Origin of the sequence: Daejeonella sp. JGW-45, assembly GCF_029360805.1 — a bacterium.
Lineage (GTDB): Bacteria > Bacteroidota > Bacteroidia > Sphingobacteriales > Sphingobacteriaceae > Daejeonella.
The window spans coordinates 712,033-728,458 of record NZ_JARKNC010000010.1; the positions used below are offsets into that span (position 1 = coordinate 712,033).

The window sequence follows — 16,426 nt, forward strand, 5'->3', positions numbered from 1 at the left end:
GGCCGGCCTAGCTGACAATGCCACGAAGTACGGCATAACGGATTAGGGCCGCCGAATTTCTTGACTGAGTCTTGTCAATTAGATTTTGACGGTGACCTTCCACCGTGCGTTTACTGGTAAAGATCTTATCAGCGATTTCCTGGTTTGTATATCCATCTGCGATCAGGGACAAAATTTCCATCTCGCGCTTAGATAGATCCACTTCCGCAGCATCGCCGCTAACTGCATGCGACCGCCCTAATTGGCGGTCGAGAAGTTCGAGGGAAAGTTCCACACATAAATAGCGGTTCCCGGTAGAAGAGATGTGTCTGATCCCGAAGAGGAGCTCTTCCGAACTGACATTTTTTAGCATATAACCTTTAGCGCCCTCGTTGAAAGCTTTCAATACATATTTTTCATGCGAAAGCATAGAAAGCACTATCGTATTCAATCCCGGGTACGTTTGCGCCAAACCAGATAACATATCAATACCGTTAATACCAGGCATATTGATATCTGTTATTAGAATAACCTCGTTAGCATCAACAGCACCACTTTTAAACAATTCCAGTAATTCAGCTCCATTGCAGGCTTCACCTACAATACTGATATCTGCTTCATTTTCCAGCAACGATCTTATACCGCTTCTAACTATTTTATGATCTTCAGTTAATACAACTTTTATTTCCGGCATTTCAGTCCAAAGGTTAATCAGGTAAATGTAACCCTATTAATTTATACACTCCTATACACGTATTTATACGGGATTGTTTGCTCTTTAACAGAAATGATGATTAACAGAAATATTAAACGGGTTTTTCTACATGGTATCTGTAAGAAGAGTATCTCTTACGGCTGTGGTATCAACAATTACGCTGTCGACCGGCATAATCGTGTCTACGATCGCTGAATCGGTAACCTGGTCAGTCCTGCTGTTTGAGTTGCATCCTGCGAAAGCCGTCCCGGCCAGCGACAGGATAAATATGATTTTCAGTTTCATATGTTCCTTGGGTTAATGCATCTTAATTGGCGTTTTGCGACACCGGTGGAGCGTCTGCAATCTTCCTATCGTATAACAAACAGGTCTGATTAGGGTTTGATAAAAATATTCAGCTTGCTAATCCGGAAACTGACTTTTATCAATCCCGGGAATAATCCGGAGTGCATTTTTATAGTAAATTTTCTTCAGCACCTGGTCGCTTAAACCCATACCATACATTTTCCAGTATGCATGGTACTTTTTATGGTATGGAAAGTATTCATCTTCTGTTTCCAGCACCCTGAAATAGGTTGCGTACTCTGCCGGCACCCAGCTGTCCTTCCCGAAAAGAATACGGTCCTGGTATTTTTCAAAGAACTGCTTAGCCCTGCGCGGCTGACGTCCCAGTTCGGCAATGATAGCGCCGAACTCGACATTAAAGTTCGGGTAGGTGTCGAGTAGTTTACCGAGGTGGTCGAGATCATTTGCATACCATCCAAAATGTGCGATGATAAACGTTGTCTTAGGGTGCTTTTTCACCAGATTATGCTGCTGCTGTATAAGCTGTTCCCATGAATAGCCGTCAGACGCACTGCGGTTTCTGCCCGGCTGTGTTAAAAGCTCGAGCCAGCGTTCGTTGTTCGCATCGGGTTTATCCCAAAACTGTTTAGGGTCGGCGGTATGGATGAGTACGGGAATGCCGAGCTGCGCACATTTCTGCCATATCGGATCAAGCCTGGCATCATCTACCGCCACGACTTTCCCGGTTTTGTCTTTGACCGAAAAGCCCAGGCTTTTAAATATTTTCAAGCCTTTCGCTCCTGCTTTCACATCATCTTCCAGTTGTTTTACTGTTTTCTGGATCCAGCCTTCTTCACCAAGTCCATCGAATGACACATTTGTGAAAACCAGCAGACGGTTAGGAGTGACGCCAGCAATATTCTTTACTGAAGACGCGAGATACTCGCCTCCCCGGCCGCTCAGGTTGACCATCACGCGCATATTTAATTTGTCCATTTCAGAAAGCAGATTGCTCAGGTTTTGCGATGCCATATTATTCTGGTGATTGTGCACATCAATAAAAGGGAATTTTGCACGGGTAATCACATGTTCCGGTACCACCAGGGAAGAAGGAGGGTTGTATGTCTCAAAGTAGATCCTGTTTTTATCTGTTTGAGCCAGGCTGCAGTGACTGAACCCTATCAACGCAACAAAATAGAAGTATTTCATTTTTAGGATGTTCATGATAAACGTTTAATGATATATGAAATAAAATATGTTAGCGACACAACGGGTATAGATTACGGATTTTGACCGCGGCGGGTAGTGACTACGACCGGGTTTGTTATCCCGTTGAGGTTATAAACGATCTTCCCTGCGCGCATTGTCAGTTCGCATTCCAGTTTCTTGTTTGCGTTCATTTTGTGACCGGTGTAATCCCAGAACCCAAACCTTCCTTCTCGCATATTAAATATGGCAATGTCGGCTATTGATCCTGCTGAGAGTGTGCCGAGATCCGACCGGTTAATTTGCTCAGCCGGATTCTGCGTGGTTGCCTTTACTACCGCAGGAAGGTCCATTCCCATAGCGATAAACTTCGACATCACATCCAGTATGTTTTTCATTGCCCCGTTTGTTGCGCCTTTATTCATGTCGGTACTGATGGAGTTGGGATAGAAGCCCTGTTCAAGGGCTGGGATCGCCTGCGAATAGGCAAAGCTTATCCCACCGAATCCAACGTCAAAGAGGATTCCCCTCTTTTGTGCTTCTACAACAAAAGGTTTTATCTTTTTAGTTTTCGGATCGACTATACTTTCTCTCGACGCGCCAAGCTCGGCAAAGCAATGGGTAAATACATCGCCGGGACGAAGATGCTTAAAGAAAAGCTCCTCGAGAGAGTGCGCCGGTACCGTACCTCCGAAATCTACCATTACCGGGATATTTGCAACTTTACCGGCACCAACAGCCCGGTCTACAGCAACCCAGTCGGGCCGGTTGTAGTGAGCGGTTTTGATCCCCACGATGTATTCTTTGTTTTTAATAGCGAACTCACCGGTGAGTTTTGAATCCATGTCGTTATTATCCTGTTCGAATGCTCCCCCTTTATAGCCTTCGCCGACAATATTAAGCCATGCAAGAACCCTGGTTTCTGACCTGTCGATCGTTTCGGCTTTAAATCGCGGGAACGATTTCCGGCCTGAACTTCCTGCATCAACGGTGGTCGTTATACCGGTTCTGAATGTAAACCCATCCGGCACCGGATCGCCCGCCCTGATTCCATGGAAATTATGAGAGTGTATATCAATAAGTCCCGGAGTTACGTAAAGTCCGGCAGCTTCGACAAGCTGCCTGGCAGATTTCGGGTCGATGTTCTTCGCTACCCGGACGATCTTGTCGCCGCTGATAGCAATGTCCATCACTTCGTTTATATTGTTTACAGGGTCAATAACGTGGCCTCCTTTGATAACTATGCTGTAGGTTTGGGCATAGCCGGAGAGTTTGAATGCACAAACTGTAAGTATTATAAGGAATAGTTTTTTCATTTCAGATCAAATCGATTAATCAGAGTTCAAGATAAACATTTGACTCTGTTTCAATTGATGGCTAAATGTCTCAATTTAGATACTATAGCTACTGGCCTGAGCTCATTGCCTTAATTTTTAATACGAGTCAGAACCGTGCGGCGGGAGGTTGTTCCCCGATTTATTCGGGGATCTCGTGCGGGCATGCGTAGCATATGCTTGGCGAGAGATCTGAATGTAGCAGCTATTAAAAGTCCAGCGCAGCCGCAAATCAGGTACACCAGACTGTTGCGGTTAGTTTGTATGCAATTCTTTGGAAACTTAAAAGGCTTCCTGACCCAGCGGCTTTAGCCGCGTGTCATTAAGGAGATCCCCGACCCAGTCGGGGAAGGGTCTCCTTAGCCACGCCTCTTAAATCGTCTTTGAGACATATAAGTTGGTTTCAGCGGAACCTTAATAAAAAAAACGCAGCACTTGATCACTCAAATGCCGCGTTCGATAAAAGAAAAAATTACTACTAGTACCCCGGATTTTGAGGCAATAATTTAGGGTTACGTGCGATCTCTGCAGAAGGCACCGGCCATATGGATTTGTTGTTGTCCGTAATGCCAAGAATCTGCTGGAGTCTTCCGGTCCTTACAATATCGAACCACTCGTGTCCTTCAAAGGAAAGCTCAAGTCTTCTCTCTTTGTAGAGGGCGGTTCTGAAATCAGCTAAAGTAGCCGGGGCTATGGCTCCCAATCCCGCTCTTCTTCGAACTTCGTTTAGGAGTTTAAGCGCATCGGCGTTAGGGTAGCTGGTTTCTGCGAGTGCTTCAGCTTTGCTTAACAGTACTTCTGCCAGGCGTAATACGATGATATTATCATCTTTTGTACCTGGCCTGGAGTACTTTTTAAGATAATTATCAGCATTTGCGAATCCCAGGGTAGCGTCTTTCCTTAGATCACCTGTTTCATAAGCTGCAACAAGGTTTGGATTGATCTGGATAGTACGTGTTCCGCTTAAACTGGCAGGTAAAAATGTAGTTGCCAGGTTGTTTTGCAGCTGGGTGTCGTAATTTATTTCGAAGATAGATTCAGCAGAATTCTTCGTAAGGAATAAATTAGCATACGCTACGCTTAACGTTTCGCCTTTTCTTGAAATTACCTGATTTGCATCAGCAATAGCCAGTGCCCAGCTCTTTCTGGTTAGGTATATTCTGGCGCCCAGCGCGTATGCCGCTGCCTTGGTCGCACGGCCGGTCCGGCCAAGACCTGCATGAGTTTCAGGCAGGTTGAGCTTGGCAAAATCCAGGTCTTCCAGGATCTGCTTATAGATTGCATCAACAGGAGCACGCGGAACCTGAAGAGCTGCCACATCAGGGCTTTCAGTAGGGCTTGTGATCAAGGGTACAGGACCGAAATACCTGACCAGGTTAAAATAGGTAAATGCCCGCAGAAAGCGAGCTTCCGCGATAATTGCATTTTTAGCAGCATCCGCCATTCCCGGGATCCCGGGAACCTTAGCGATCACTACATTAGCCGAATTTACCAAAACGTATTGCTGATCCCAAAGTATGCCGAACTGAGAATTATCCGCCACGAAGATCAGGTTATTCATTTGCTCAAACTGCCTGTTTAGAGCATTTCCAACCGTGTTTTTTGTGGGAAGTTCAGCAAATACGACATAATTAAGTCCGGTATTTGCCAGGTTGCGGTATGTTCCCACTATTGCAGCTTCCGCATCTGATGGCCGTACGAATAGCTCCTGTGTGGAAACTGCATCTATCGGCTCCTGCTCAATTACGTCGCATGACGCAACAGTCAGGTATATACAGAGTAAAAGAATTATTTTTTTCATGAGTCTTGATTTAGAATGTTGCGTTTAAGCCTAATGAGAACGACCGCGCCTGCGGATATGAACTCATGTCAAATCCAAAATTGGTATCATTACCATACGCATTAACTTCAGGGTCGTAGCCGCGATATTCTGTCCAGGTAAAAATGTTTTGTCCGGCGCCATAAATCCGGATGCTCTGGATCCCTGCTTTGCGCAGTGCTTCATTTTTCAGGTTGTAACCAAGACTGATATTTTTCACCCTCAGGAACGAGCCGTCCTGTAACACCCGGTTGGAAACAGAACCGTTCCGGTTCGGATCAGCCCATGCGGCACGGTGCAGGGTCGTAATATCTCCTGGCTTTCTCCAGCGTTCTCTCGCCAGGGTCGATGAGTTAAACCAGGTATGAAGCCTGCCGTACGAATACTCCGCCTGATTGAAGATCTGGTTCCCGTAAACAAAATGTAAGAAAACCGACGCGTCGAAGTTTTTGAACTGAACGGAGTTAGTGAAGCCTCCTGTAAATTTCGGCTGTGCGCTGCCCAGTACCTGGTTGTCTTCAGTCGTAGACGTTAATGGAATGTTCTTATCTCCATTGATATCAACGAAGTCATAGTCGCCTGTTTGGGGATTTACCCGGATGATCTTCCAGCCATAGAAGGTGCCCAGGGGATAGCCTTCTTTAACAATACTGGCGTAACCATTAAAGCCAAGAGGTATTTGCCCTCCCGGCAAGTTGGTTACCTTGTTCTTATTGAACGAGATATTAAAATCGGTTGACCACTTAAAGTCAGTTTTGTTAATATTTACGGTGTTCAGTGAAAGTTCAACTCCCTTATTCTCAACGTTTCCGACATTCTGAAGTGAACTTACGAAGCCCGATGACCTCGGCAAAGACACAGCAAGCAACAGACCTGAAGTGTTCTTTTTGTACACGTCTGCTGTGAAGTTTAGCCGGCCCTTAAAAAAGCTCAGGTCTAACCCTACATTCGTTTGCTCGGTGCTTTCCCAGCTCAGGTCAGGATTCGCTAATTGCGTTTGGGCCAGCCCGCTTAAGCCTATATAATTAAAGCCTCCGCCGAATAATCCCCTTGAGGTGAAGTTACCGATCTCCTGATTACCCGTCTGGCCCCAGCTTGCGCGGATCTTCACGTCTTCAACCCAGCTGAGATCTTTCATAAAACCTTCCTGTCCGAGACGATAGGCTGCAGAAATAGAAGGGAAGCTTCCATATTTATTGTTTTCACTGAAACGTGACGAACCGTCTACCCGGTAGCTTGCGGCAAGGTTAAACTTATCCTTGAATGAATAATTCAACCTGCTGAAGTAAGATGTTAATCCCCAGCTACTGCCTGTAGAAGTAGAATTTTTTATGGATGCAGAACCCAGTGTCTGGATCGCTTCAAGCGCGAAATTCGTTGCTGAGGCAACGGTACGGCTGAATTTTGATTCCTGGTTAGAATAACCAAGCAGGAGGTTGAAACGGTGGTTTTCCGATATGCTCTTGCTGTAGTTTAAAGTATTTTCGTTGATCCATCCAATATCCTGGGTCATGCTGTTGGTTCCGGATCCGTTAGTTGCCCTTCCTAATACAGTTAATCTGTTTGGCGGTACAAAATATACCTCTTCTAAACTCAGGTAATCCAGGCCGATGCTGCTTCTTAGATTAAGGCCTTCCAGGATCTTAAATTCAACAAATGCATTTCCCAGCGCCCTGTTATTAAATGCATCGTTGGTAACCTGGTCTGCAATGATCAGCGGGTTGTCGATATTGGCAATATATGGATCGTCAGGGTTGAGTGAACCATCCGCATTCCGGGCCGGCACTGCCGGCGACTTTACGATAGCCACAGCAACGATTCCATCACGGTCGCCCTGACTCACCCGGTCGGTTTTAGACCGGTTCATGCTTACGTTAATTCCGGCCTTCAACCGGTCGTTGATCGTCTGGTCAAAATTGAACCTGAAATTCCCCCGGCTGAATCCGCTGCCGATAACTACCCCGGTCTGACCTAAGTAGCTGCCTGACAGGAAGTATCTTGTTTTCTGGCTTCCGCCCGAAAGAGATATCTCATTGTTATGGATCGGCGCTCTTCTGAAAATTTCGTCCTGCCAGTCGGTAGTTGGCAACGCAGACGGATTAGCGATCGGTGCCGGCCGGCCTACATTGGTGTTCGCCTCATTGACAAGCTCGCCCCACTCCGGACCGCCTAAAAGCGGGATCCGTTTCGCAACTTCCTGGTAACCCACATAAGCGTTATAACTGATCTTCGTCTGGTCTTCTTTACCTCTTTTTGTTGTGATCACAATTACACCGTTGGAAGCTCTTGATCCGTAGATTGCCGCCGCTGATGCATCTTTTAAAATGTCGATACTTTCGATATCATTCGGGCTGATATTTGACAGCGGGTTCTGAGGCATGGAACCAGCTGCGGCACCGGCATAATTACCGGTATTCACCGGGATGCCATCAATAACATAAAGCGGGTCATTACCCCCGGTGATTGAGCTCGCACCCCTGATACGCACCGTCGTGCGGCCACCGGGGGTACCCGAATCCTGGGTAATGTTCACACCGCCAACCCGGCCCTGCAGTAATTGTTCAGGACTGGTGATCGGAAGGTCAGCCAGCTTTTTGTTTGCTACAGAAAGTGAACCAATAGCACTGGACACATCCTTTTTGTTCTGTGTACCGTAACCAACTACGATAACCTCGTTCAGGGCCTGCTGATCTTCTTCCATTGTCACATCGATAGCCGTGCGGGTGCCTGAAGCTATTTCCTTCTCGAGGAATCCTAAGTAACTAAATACCAGTATTCCCGGTTCCGGTATCGTAAGCGTATAATTTCCTTCCACGTTAGTTGTTGTACCGATCGTTGTATTCTTTAACCTTATACTTACGCCCGGCAGGGGTGCACCTTTCGAATCCGTTACGCGGCCCTTTATTTCCTGCGGAGGGGCGGGCGCTTCCATAATTTTCTGTTCCCGGGCCATAACAGGTTGCTTCCGTGAGATGATGATGGTTTCATCAACGATCGACGAACTGAGAGCCTGGTTTTCAAGAACAGAGCGAAGAGCCTCCTCAAGTGATGCGTTGCTGACGTTAACGCTGACGGGCTTAGCCATCTGAAGCATCTGGGTATTATACAGGAAAGTGTATTTTGTTTGTTTCTGTATCTCCCTGAATGCTTTTTCAAGTGGAGCATTTTTCATTGAAAGGCTGATGCGCTGAGCATAACTGGCAGCATTCACCTGCAAAAGCGCGGTGAGCAACAGAATAAACGCAACTTTCATAACCCTTATGAATTTAAGCGGAATGCAGGGTATTCTGCATTTTAGTAATATATTGAGTTTCATACATTTGAGTTTGGTTGAGTGTTGATTGTAGTTACTAAAGGCCAATCTCCTGCACTATCTTTCCGGGCCTGAATATATCTGGTAAATTATGGCATAACAGTTATCCTCCTTCCTTTGCCCGAAGAGTCTTCCTGGACAATTTTAAAATGAATAGCGCCTGTTAACTCAAGCATCCGTAATAATTCAGAGACATTTTTATTCCGGGATATCGTACCTGTAAAATCCTTATTGCTCATATCCCCTTTATAGACGACTTCCACATCGTACCATCTGGATACTTTCCGCATGATGCTTTCAATGCTCTCGTCAACAAAAATGAATTGCCCGTTTTTCCAGGCCACAGCCTGGTCAGGATCGGCGGCTGCAACTGTTATTTTCTCAGTAGCCTTATTTAAAGTTGCAGACTGGCCCGGTCTGATCATTACTTTATCCGCTCCCTTCAGGATCTGCACCGAGCCTTCCAGCAGGGTAGTGCTCATTTGCTTTTCATCATCGTAGGCCATTACGTTAAAATGAGTTCCCAATACCTTGATCTCAGAGTTATTCGTCACGACTTTAAAGGGCATTGCGGTGTTCCTGGCAATCTCAAAATAGGCCTCACCTGTAAGTTCCACTTTTCTTTCTGCGCCGGCGAAAAGTGTGGGGAAGCGTAATGAGGATCCTGCATTAAGCCATACGCGGCTGCCATCGGGAAGGGTGATCTGGAACTGCCCGCCGCGCGGCGTCGCTACGGTATTGAATCTTACTCCGGCACCGGCTTTTGGTATGCCGGAAACATAGTGCAGCTGGCCGTCCGGCAATTTTTTGATCGTTGTATTGCTCTCATGTGCTATCAGGCCGCTGGCCGCATCGTCAAGGTTTATACGGGAACCGTCGTCAAGGATAAGTATCGCCTTATTTTCACCCGGCAGGATATCATCGCTCACAACCGAGGGTTTATCAGTTCGCGTAAGCCCAGGCTGTTCATTGTCGATGCTCAAATAAATGGAAACAGAGAAAAAAAGAAATATGACAGACGCAGCAACATACCAGGTTTTCAGGCTCACAACCTTCCGGCGTTCTGAACGCCTGATACTCCTTTGCAGGTTCTTCGCGATTTGCTGCCTCGCATGTTCGGACTTTCCCATTTTGTCTTCGTCCCAGGGAGCGTTGCTTAGCTGAAAGGAATCTGTGTATTCCTCCAGTAGTTTGCACTCTTCTTCTGTGCAATCTCCCGCGATATATTTTTGGTATAAGACTTCGTATTCGTTTCTGGTCATAGCGCCACTTTGTAGTATAGAGACATTTGAGAGGAACAACACACATGGATTTTCGAAAAAAGCTGGTTGATCACCTATTCTTTTTCTTACTTATTAGTCTTAATTTTAGGAGAATATAAGTGTGACAACCGCTAACCTATGATCGATAGATCGTCTTCCGATGAAATATTGGTGGAAGCTATGAAAAATGGCGATCCTGTTTCATTTGATATCCTTTTTAACCGGTATTGGCAAACCCTTTATACCACAGCCTATACCATTTCCCGGGATAATGAAGCTTCGTCAGGAATTGTCCACGATATATTCCTCAACCTTTGGTTAAAGCGCGAAAAGCTGCAGATCGGATCATTTAAGGGATATATTACTGCCTCTGCACGGTACCACGTTTACAGGTACATGAGGACGGTTAAGCGAAATATGCTGGAATATCGCGATGTATTGGATGATGATAACAGCATATCGGTGAACGATGGCGAGCTGCTTATCCGGCAACAGGAACTGCAGCGAAAGGTTGAGCGGCATCTGGAAGGCTTGCCGAAACGATGCAAAGAAATTTTTACCTTAAGCAGGAGAGATGAGCTATCCAACGATGAAATAGCCAAGCGCCTGGCGATCTCCAAGCGGACCGTAGAGAATCAGCTGACCAATGCTCTCCATCATTTGAGGCTATCGCTGAAAGACATCTCGTGGTTTTTAATTCTGGTTGCTTTGGGTCGCTACTTCTAAACAATCGGGCATACGTAAAAAATAAGCGGCCATCCATTAAAGATGGCCGCTTTATAAGTTGTCCCGGTGTTTAGTTTGCCGCCTGAAACAGGTTGCGAATGTTATTATTCCGCCAAGGCGAAAGCCATCATATACCCGGCTGGATTAGCAGCGTCTCCAGCTACAGAAATTGCTATGTATTGCTTGCCGTTGCTCCAGTAGGTGCTCGGATTGGCATTAGCGATCCCCGGAAGGGTGTATTCCCAAACTACTTTTCCTGTTTTTTGGTCGATCGCCCTCAACTTGCGGTCGCGTGTGCTGCCGATAAATAATAAGCCCCCTTTTGTGACCAAGGGACCCGCCGAGCCACTTGCCCCGGTTTCGGGTGCTCCAGGTAATTGGCTGTCAGGCGTATTGCCCAGGGTTATGGTCCACTCAAATTCGCCTGTATTTAAATTGATAGCATGCAGCTGTCCAAAAGGAGGTTTAATACCCTGGCGCCTCTGATTATCTGTAAACTGTCCGTAGGCTGTAAGGTTTAAATACTGGTCGTCCGGTTTGATATCGGCTACTTTGTTGGCAGCGTTATTTGCCTGAATTTCCTTAAGAAAGCTTTGTTCCCTTCCGGCGCGCGGCGCTGCAGGCTCCTTTTCAAAAAGGAAGGAAATAATCCCTTCCTCCTTGCCGGCGATAACACTTGCAAAGGACGGCATTTTGCCGCCGCCTCTTTTAATCTTATTAAGGGCGTCCTCACGGCTCATCCTGTTTTCGATTCCCACCAGGGAAGGATTGCCGGACTCGTCGCCATTTTTATCAGGCATGTGGCAGGCAACGCAGTAGGTCATGTACAGCGCCTTGCCCTGCTCAAACTTTGAAAGATCGGCGGTTTCCTGGACCACCTTTTTCATGGTAGCAATCTCAGGCGAATCGTTTGATTTTACATAGATGATGCCTTTTCCGGGATCAACAGCACCGCCGCCCCAGCTTGAACCACCACGACTTCCGGGCATCATAAACGTACCTTTAATGGATGGCGGGGTAAACGGCCCTTCGTATCGGAAAGACCGGAACCGTTGAAGCAGGCTATCATGAGATCCCTTAGAATAATTAGCTATATCGGCCTCTGTAATGATCTGACGTGAATAAGGTTTTGGCTTAGTAGGAAATGGCTGGGTGGGAGATGTCACCTCACCCGGAATGTCTGATGCAGGAACAGGGCGTTCCTCTATCGGCCACAATGGTTCCCCCGTGTCCCGGTTAAAGGTATAGATGTATCCCAGCTTAGAGGTTTGAGCTACTGCATCGATCTTTTTACCATTATGAACGACAGTGATTAAGTTAGGTGCTGCCGGGAGGTCATAATCCCACAGGTCATGATGGACAGTTTGAAAATGCCATTTGTATTTACCGGTCCTGGCGTCAAGTGCTACTACAGAATTCCCAAACAGATTGTCGCCTGCCCGGTCTTTCCCATAGTAATCATAAGTAGGTGATCCTGTGGACAGAAATACCATTCCCCGTTTTTCGTCGAGGCTTATCCCTCCCCAGCTATTGGCCCCGCCAACATACTTCCAGGCATCCTTAGGCCATGTTTCATATCCAACTTCTCCCGGTTGCGGAACCGTGTGAAAAGTCCATACCAATGCACCGGTTTTTACATTATATGCCCGGATGTGACCGGGTTCGGCTCCATAAAGCTCAGAAACTTCATTCCCTATAATATACAGATCCTGGTATATAGTTCCGGGCGTGGTAGGTATAACAGAGATTTTATCCGGGTCGCCGCGCATCCCCACATTCATGCTGACTTTGCCGCCCTTGCCAAAGCTGGTTATCAGCTCACCTGTAGCTGCATTTACTGAAAAAAGCTGATCGCCCCCGGTGAACATTATCCGCTTATCCGCCCCATCCTCATAATAAGTGACGCCTCTTCCAACTCCGCCGCCGGCAGCTCCGTCAAAGGGGTCAAAGGCCCATATCTGCTCGCCGGTAGCTGCATTCAGCGCATATACCCGGTGCCTGGCAGACATGGTATACATCACACCATCTATGATAATAGGGTTGCTTTCACTGTTCCCGCCTCTCGATCCCTGAGGCGCATCGCTGAACTTATGCGACCAGGCCAGTTGAAGCTTATTAATATTGGAGAGGTTTACCTGATCGAGAACCGAATAGGCGGTACCTTCACTGTCGGCTTTATAAATGCTCCAGGTGCGGTTGATATCAGCGGATTTCCCCCCTGCCAGTTCTGGATAAACCTTGCATCCGGTATAGATCAGGGTTGCTGTGAGCGCTAACAGGAATGCCGGTCTCTTGCTGAGCAAGGTCTTGGGATTAGTCATTTTTGATTTTAATTTAAGGGTTCAATTTAAGTAAGAATTCATCATAAGCCCTGAGGGAGAGGTAAAATTTATCTTACAATATCCATAAAAAAAGGCGATACTTAAATGCATCGCCCTTTCTAAATAATATTCGAAAGCTTACTTATAGGCTTCAATAACAGCCTTCCCAATATTCCCGTTCGGCTCCTGGATCTTCAGCAGCCCGGTAATTGTTGGAGCAATATCTGACATGTTATAAGGTGTGTTAGTCTTCCCCTGCTTAATACCCCAGCCCATCAATACGAAAGGAATATGGGTGTCATTGGGACTGAGGGTACCATGGGTTGCACCTGTACCCCCTGATCCTGAATACCAGGCCGGTTTAAGAACGATCTGGATTACGCCGCTCCTTTCACGGTTGTATCCGTTAATTATACGCTCCCTGTAGTTTTCAGGGATATTTGTTGTCTGGGCTTCTTCCATGTCAACGACAAAAGCTACGCCTTCCTTTTTCTGAAGGAACTCAATGATCCTTTTTTTGATATCAGCCAGACTGCCTTTTCCTGACTCTATAGCAGGGTAATTTAAGCTTACGTTGTAATTGCTGAAGCTTCGAACAGCATTTTTTACTTTAAACTCGTTCTCCAAAACAGTATTCAGCTCGCGCATAATTGCGGATGTCTGGAAAAACCCGGCCGGCATCTTATTATCCAGCATATAATTAGCATTCTGTTGTACTGCATGGTCAGCAGTAAGGAATGCAGTGTAATTACCTTTCCCAACCTTAGAATCCAGGTATGCGAAGAAAGCTGCCAGGTCGCGATCCAGTCTTAAATAAGTATCTTCTACTTCAATAGAATTCGGTCCAAACTGATGCCCTATATAATCTGGTGGGGATACGCTTATGGCAAGGAAGTCGGTTATCGCATCCGCACCGAGCTGCTCATTCTCAACAGCTGCTTTCGCCAGATCAAGTGTTAAGCTTGAGCCATAGGGAGTACTTGTAAGGATACCGAAACCGCGATCTATCATCGCAGAAGTTTTTACAGGAAATGTGGGAGTTGTGGCTCCGGCAAACTTCCCTTCGTAGCGTACATCGTCTTTCGTGCTCTGCACATACGTGTCAATAGGATAGAGGGTATTCCAATCTTGCTTCAGATACTTTTCAGGATATTTCTGTGCATTAAAATTACTAACCCAGGCGGGAAGCTCATTCATATAATAGGTACTGGTGATCCAGTTACCAGATGGGCCATCATACCAGTAGGCAGCATTGGCTGTGTGGCCGCCGGGGAGTATACTGCCCCGGTCTTTAGAAGCAACGGCAATTACCTTCGACCGGTAATTCGTAGCCATCCGCAGCTCATCAGTCATCGTTGTTACAAGAAGATTGCGTGGCGACATCTGGCCGGCCGCAACCGTACTGCTTCCAACGGTTGATACCGTTGAATCTCCTGCACAATACAGGGTTTTGCCTGTGGCCTGAACTATAAAATCGTTACCGGCTATACCATGAATGGCAGGTACAGAACCTGTATAAACCGTGCTGTGCCCGATCCCGGTTACACTTGGGAGATAATCTATATAGGTGTTTTCTACTGAAAACCCTTCATTAAGCATCCTCTTAAAGCCGCCGTTGCCGTAACGCTCATAAAAGCGGTATAAATAATCCCAGCGCATCTGATCAACCATGATGCCTACCATCAGTTTAGGACGCGGTACCGCGTTGCCTGCTGTCGTGGCAAGGGGCTTTTTCTGTTGAGCGCTAGCCGATAATGTGACAATAGTGAATGCAGAAATTAAAAGAGTCTTAATTTTCATTTGTTTGTAATAAGTGCAGGGTAAATTAGAAAATTAGTATTAATTAAATAGTGCCAATGTGAATTATCGTATGATAGTTACAATGGGGGTATTTAGTAATCGGTAATCAGTAATCAGTATTTAGTAATCGGTAATCAGTAATCAGTGGTTACGCCAAGTGATCAGTATTTAGTAATCAGTATTTAGTAATCGGTAATCAGTGATCAGTGGCTACGCCAGGTAATCAGTATTTAGAAGCTCTCTTAACCGTTAGGTACGTTGGCACCGATTACCGATTACCGATTACCCATTACCGATTACCCATTACACATTACCCATCACTTAACCGCTACCAGATGCTCAATGGTGGCTTCTTTTGCCATACTGACGGTACCGGTGTAAACAGCACCTTTCTCTACCTGAAAGGTTTTTGTATGGATCTCGCCAAGAATCTTTCCCGAGCTCTTAATATCGATAGATTCGGCTTTTACAGTTCCGTTCACGGTGCCATAAACTACAATTTCCCTGGTGTTAATATTACCTTCAATCAGGCCATCTTCACCGACTATTAAACCCTCTCCAATGAACAGGTCTCCTTTTATATGGCCGTCAATCCTGACAAAAACGTCAGACTCTATTTTGCCTGTTACGACACAGCCTTTGCTGATAAGAGTAGGTGTTGCCGAAGAGTGTCCGTTCTTTGGATTTGCCATGGGTTTCTAATTAAAGCTCAGGTAACTTCCGGGGTTGACGGGTTTTCCGTTCTTCCGTACTTCATAATGAAGGTGATTCCCCGTAGAGTGTCCGGTCGATCCGACCCGCCCTATTACCTGTCCGGTGCTTACCATCTGGCCAGCTTTAACATTTACTTTTGAAAGGTGACCATACAGGGTTTCGAGGTTGTTTTTATGACGTATCTTAACGCACTTTCCGTAACCCTGGAACCATCCGGCAATTATGACTTTTCCGTCGGCAGTGCTTTTAACCGCATCGCCCCGGCGCCCTTTAAAATCTATGCCCGGGTGGAACTCGACGCGCCCCCGTCTGATCGGGTCGCTCCGGTAACCAAAGCGCGAATTTACCGCAAAATTAGATGGATAGCCTATAGGCGTAAAGGCTACCCCCGAAAGGATGTCCTCCAGCCGTTCGTTATATAGGGCATAAGTTTCTTCAGGGCTAAGGTCTGTATTGGCGTCGTCATTTCCGCCGATATCATTTGTAGCAAATCCTTCAATGCCCCGCTTTCTTAGATACTGGTTTATTTTTTTTAGCTTATTTTCTATATTCTGGATATAGTTCCGGGCCTGGGTAGTGTCGCTGGCCACAGGTATCTGGCTTTTCAAATGGGCTATCTCACGATGATAAGCCTTTCTTTCCTCATTGATTTTGCTGACTTCAAGAGAAAGAAAAACAATGGCAACCGTCAATAAAAGTAAGGTCAGGCATATCGTGAACGCATATTGTCTGATCCTGTTAATATGTTTAGTTTTTATGCGAAGAGACTTGGTTTCCCCCTTGGTGGTGCCAACAACTAGTACCGTGCTGAAGTCTGATTTAGGAAATATCATCTTTGAAGTTAAAAAAGAGCCTGGTAGATGCACTTCTAATTACGAAGCTATGATACTACAATTTATTGTTTTTAAAAAACATTTTATCATTTTAATTGTATGTTTACCCCAATTCAATA

The 16,426-nt window shown here is 46.1% G+C and carries 12 protein-coding genes; 1 reads left to right on the top strand and 11 read right to left on the bottom strand.

Annotated elements, in window-relative coordinates:
- Nucleotides 1-7: 7 nt before the first annotated feature.
- The 7 genes from P2W76_RS16855 to P2W76_RS16885 all read right to left on the bottom strand — a co-directional run bounded on the left by P2W76_RS16855 (nucleotide 8) and on the right by P2W76_RS16885 (nucleotide 9,913).
- Complete coding sequence (locus tag P2W76_RS16855; protein ID WP_276349069.1) at nucleotides 8-673, bottom strand: response regulator transcription factor; 666 nt, start codon at nucleotides 671-673, stop codon at nucleotides 8-10.
- A gap of 126 nt (nucleotides 674-799) precedes the next feature.
- A complete protein-coding gene (locus P2W76_RS16860) occupies nucleotides 800-979 on the bottom strand; it encodes a hypothetical protein (protein ID WP_276349070.1) in 180 nt (59 codons plus the stop codon).
- A gap of 117 nt (nucleotides 980-1,096) precedes the next feature.
- Nucleotides 1,097-2,203 carry an amidohydrolase family protein gene (locus P2W76_RS16865; protein WP_276349071.1) on the bottom strand — a complete coding sequence of 369 codons (1,107 nt, stop codon included), beginning with the start codon at nucleotides 2,201-2,203 and terminating at the stop codon, nucleotides 1,097-1,099.
- Nucleotides 2,204-2,259: 56 nt separating this feature from the next.
- The gene (locus tag P2W76_RS16870; protein WP_276349072.1) at nucleotides 2,260-3,501 is read right to left on the bottom strand and encodes an amidohydrolase/deacetylase family metallohydrolase; all 1,242 of its coding nucleotides are present in this window, start codon (nucleotides 3,499-3,501) and stop codon (nucleotides 2,260-2,262) included.
- Nucleotides 3,502-3,997: 496 nt separating this feature from the next.
- Complete coding sequence (locus P2W76_RS16875) at nucleotides 3,998-5,320, bottom strand: RagB/SusD family nutrient uptake outer membrane protein (RefSeq protein WP_276349073.1); 1,323 nt, start codon at nucleotides 5,318-5,320, stop codon at nucleotides 3,998-4,000.
- 10 nt (nucleotides 5,321-5,330) lie between these two features.
- A complete protein-coding gene (locus P2W76_RS16880; protein WP_276349074.1) occupies nucleotides 5,331-8,591 on the bottom strand; it encodes a TonB-dependent receptor in 3,261 nt (1,086 codons plus the stop codon).
- A 149-nt stretch (nucleotides 8,592-8,740) separates the two neighbouring features.
- Nucleotides 8,741-9,913, bottom strand: coding sequence for a FecR family protein (locus P2W76_RS16885; protein WP_276349075.1), 1,173 nt, complete (start codon nucleotides 9,911-9,913; stop codon nucleotides 8,741-8,743).
- A 138-nt stretch (nucleotides 9,914-10,051) separates the two neighbouring features.
- Here P2W76_RS16885 and P2W76_RS16890 point away from each other — a divergent pair, with 138 nt between their 5' ends.
- Nucleotides 10,052-10,639 (top strand): sigma-70 family RNA polymerase sigma factor, encoded by a 588-nt coding sequence (locus P2W76_RS16890; protein ID WP_276349076.1) that lies wholly within the window; start codon nucleotides 10,052-10,054, stop codon nucleotides 10,637-10,639.
- Nucleotides 10,640-10,743: 104 nt separating this feature from the next.
- On the opposite strand, the gene P2W76_RS16895 is transcribed toward P2W76_RS16890, so the two are convergent.
- The 4 genes from P2W76_RS16895 to P2W76_RS16910 form a co-directional block, all read right to left on the bottom strand.
- Nucleotides 10,744-12,960 carry a pyrroloquinoline quinone-dependent dehydrogenase gene (locus P2W76_RS16895; protein ID WP_276349077.1) on the bottom strand — a complete coding sequence of 739 codons (2,217 nt, stop codon included), beginning with the start codon at nucleotides 12,958-12,960 and terminating at the stop codon, nucleotides 10,744-10,746.
- A 138-nt stretch (nucleotides 12,961-13,098) separates the two neighbouring features.
- Nucleotides 13,099-14,760 carry an alkaline phosphatase PafA gene (pafA, locus tag P2W76_RS16900; protein ID WP_276349078.1) on the bottom strand — a complete coding sequence of 554 codons (1,662 nt, stop codon included), beginning with the start codon at nucleotides 14,758-14,760 and terminating at the stop codon, nucleotides 13,099-13,101.
- A 317-nt stretch (nucleotides 14,761-15,077) separates the two neighbouring features.
- Complete coding sequence (locus tag P2W76_RS16905; RefSeq protein WP_276349079.1) at nucleotides 15,078-15,452, bottom strand: polymer-forming cytoskeletal protein; 375 nt, start codon at nucleotides 15,450-15,452, stop codon at nucleotides 15,078-15,080.
- Nucleotides 15,453-15,458: 6 nt separating this feature from the next.
- On the bottom strand, nucleotides 15,459-16,307 hold the full coding sequence (locus P2W76_RS16910; RefSeq protein ID WP_276349080.1) for a M23 family metallopeptidase: 849 nt from the start codon (nucleotides 16,305-16,307) through the stop codon (nucleotides 15,459-15,461).
- Nucleotides 16,308-16,426 lie beyond the last annotated feature (119 nt).

What these genes read in the sequence shown, in the direction of transcription:
- P2W76_RS16895 (WP_276349077.1), bottom strand. Translation starts at nt 12,960, where the DNA reads ATGACTAATCCCAAGACCTTGCTCAGCAAGAGACCGGCATTCCTGTTA.
- P2W76_RS16855 (WP_276349069.1), bottom strand. Translation starts at nt 673, where the DNA reads ATGCCGGAAATAAAAGTTGTATTAACTGAAGATCATAAAATAGTTAGA.
- P2W76_RS16875 (WP_276349073.1), bottom strand. Translation starts at nt 5,320, where the DNA reads ATGAAAAAAATAATTCTTTTACTCTGTATATACCTGACTGTTGCGTCA.
- P2W76_RS16880 (WP_276349074.1), bottom strand. Translation starts at nt 8,591, where the DNA reads ATGAAAGTTGCGTTTATTCTGTTGCTCACCGCGCTTTTGCAGGTGAAT.
- P2W76_RS16905 (WP_276349079.1), bottom strand. Translation starts at nt 15,452, where the DNA reads ATGGCAAATCCAAAGAACGGACACTCTTCGGCAACACCTACTCTTATC.
- P2W76_RS16890 (WP_276349076.1), top strand. Translation starts at nt 10,052, where the DNA reads ATGATCGATAGATCGTCTTCCGATGAAATATTGGTGGAAGCTATGAAA.
- P2W76_RS16885 (WP_276349075.1), bottom strand. Translation starts at nt 9,913, where the DNA reads ATGACCAGAAACGAATACGAAGTCTTATACCAAAAATATATCGCGGGA.
- P2W76_RS16870 (WP_276349072.1), bottom strand. Translation starts at nt 3,501, where the DNA reads ATGAAAAAACTATTCCTTATAATACTTACAGTTTGTGCATTCAAACTC.
- P2W76_RS16860 (WP_276349070.1), bottom strand. Translation starts at nt 979, where the DNA reads ATGAAACTGAAAATCATATTTATCCTGTCGCTGGCCGGGACGGCTTTC.
- pafA (WP_276349078.1), bottom strand. Translation starts at nt 14,760, where the DNA reads ATGAAAATTAAGACTCTTTTAATTTCTGCATTCACTATTGTCACATTA.
- P2W76_RS16910 (WP_276349080.1), bottom strand. Translation starts at nt 16,307, where the DNA reads ATGATATTTCCTAAATCAGACTTCAGCACGGTACTAGTTGTTGGCACC.
- P2W76_RS16865 (WP_276349071.1), bottom strand. Translation starts at nt 2,203, where the DNA reads ATGAACATCCTAAAAATGAAATACTTCTATTTTGTTGCGTTGATAGGG.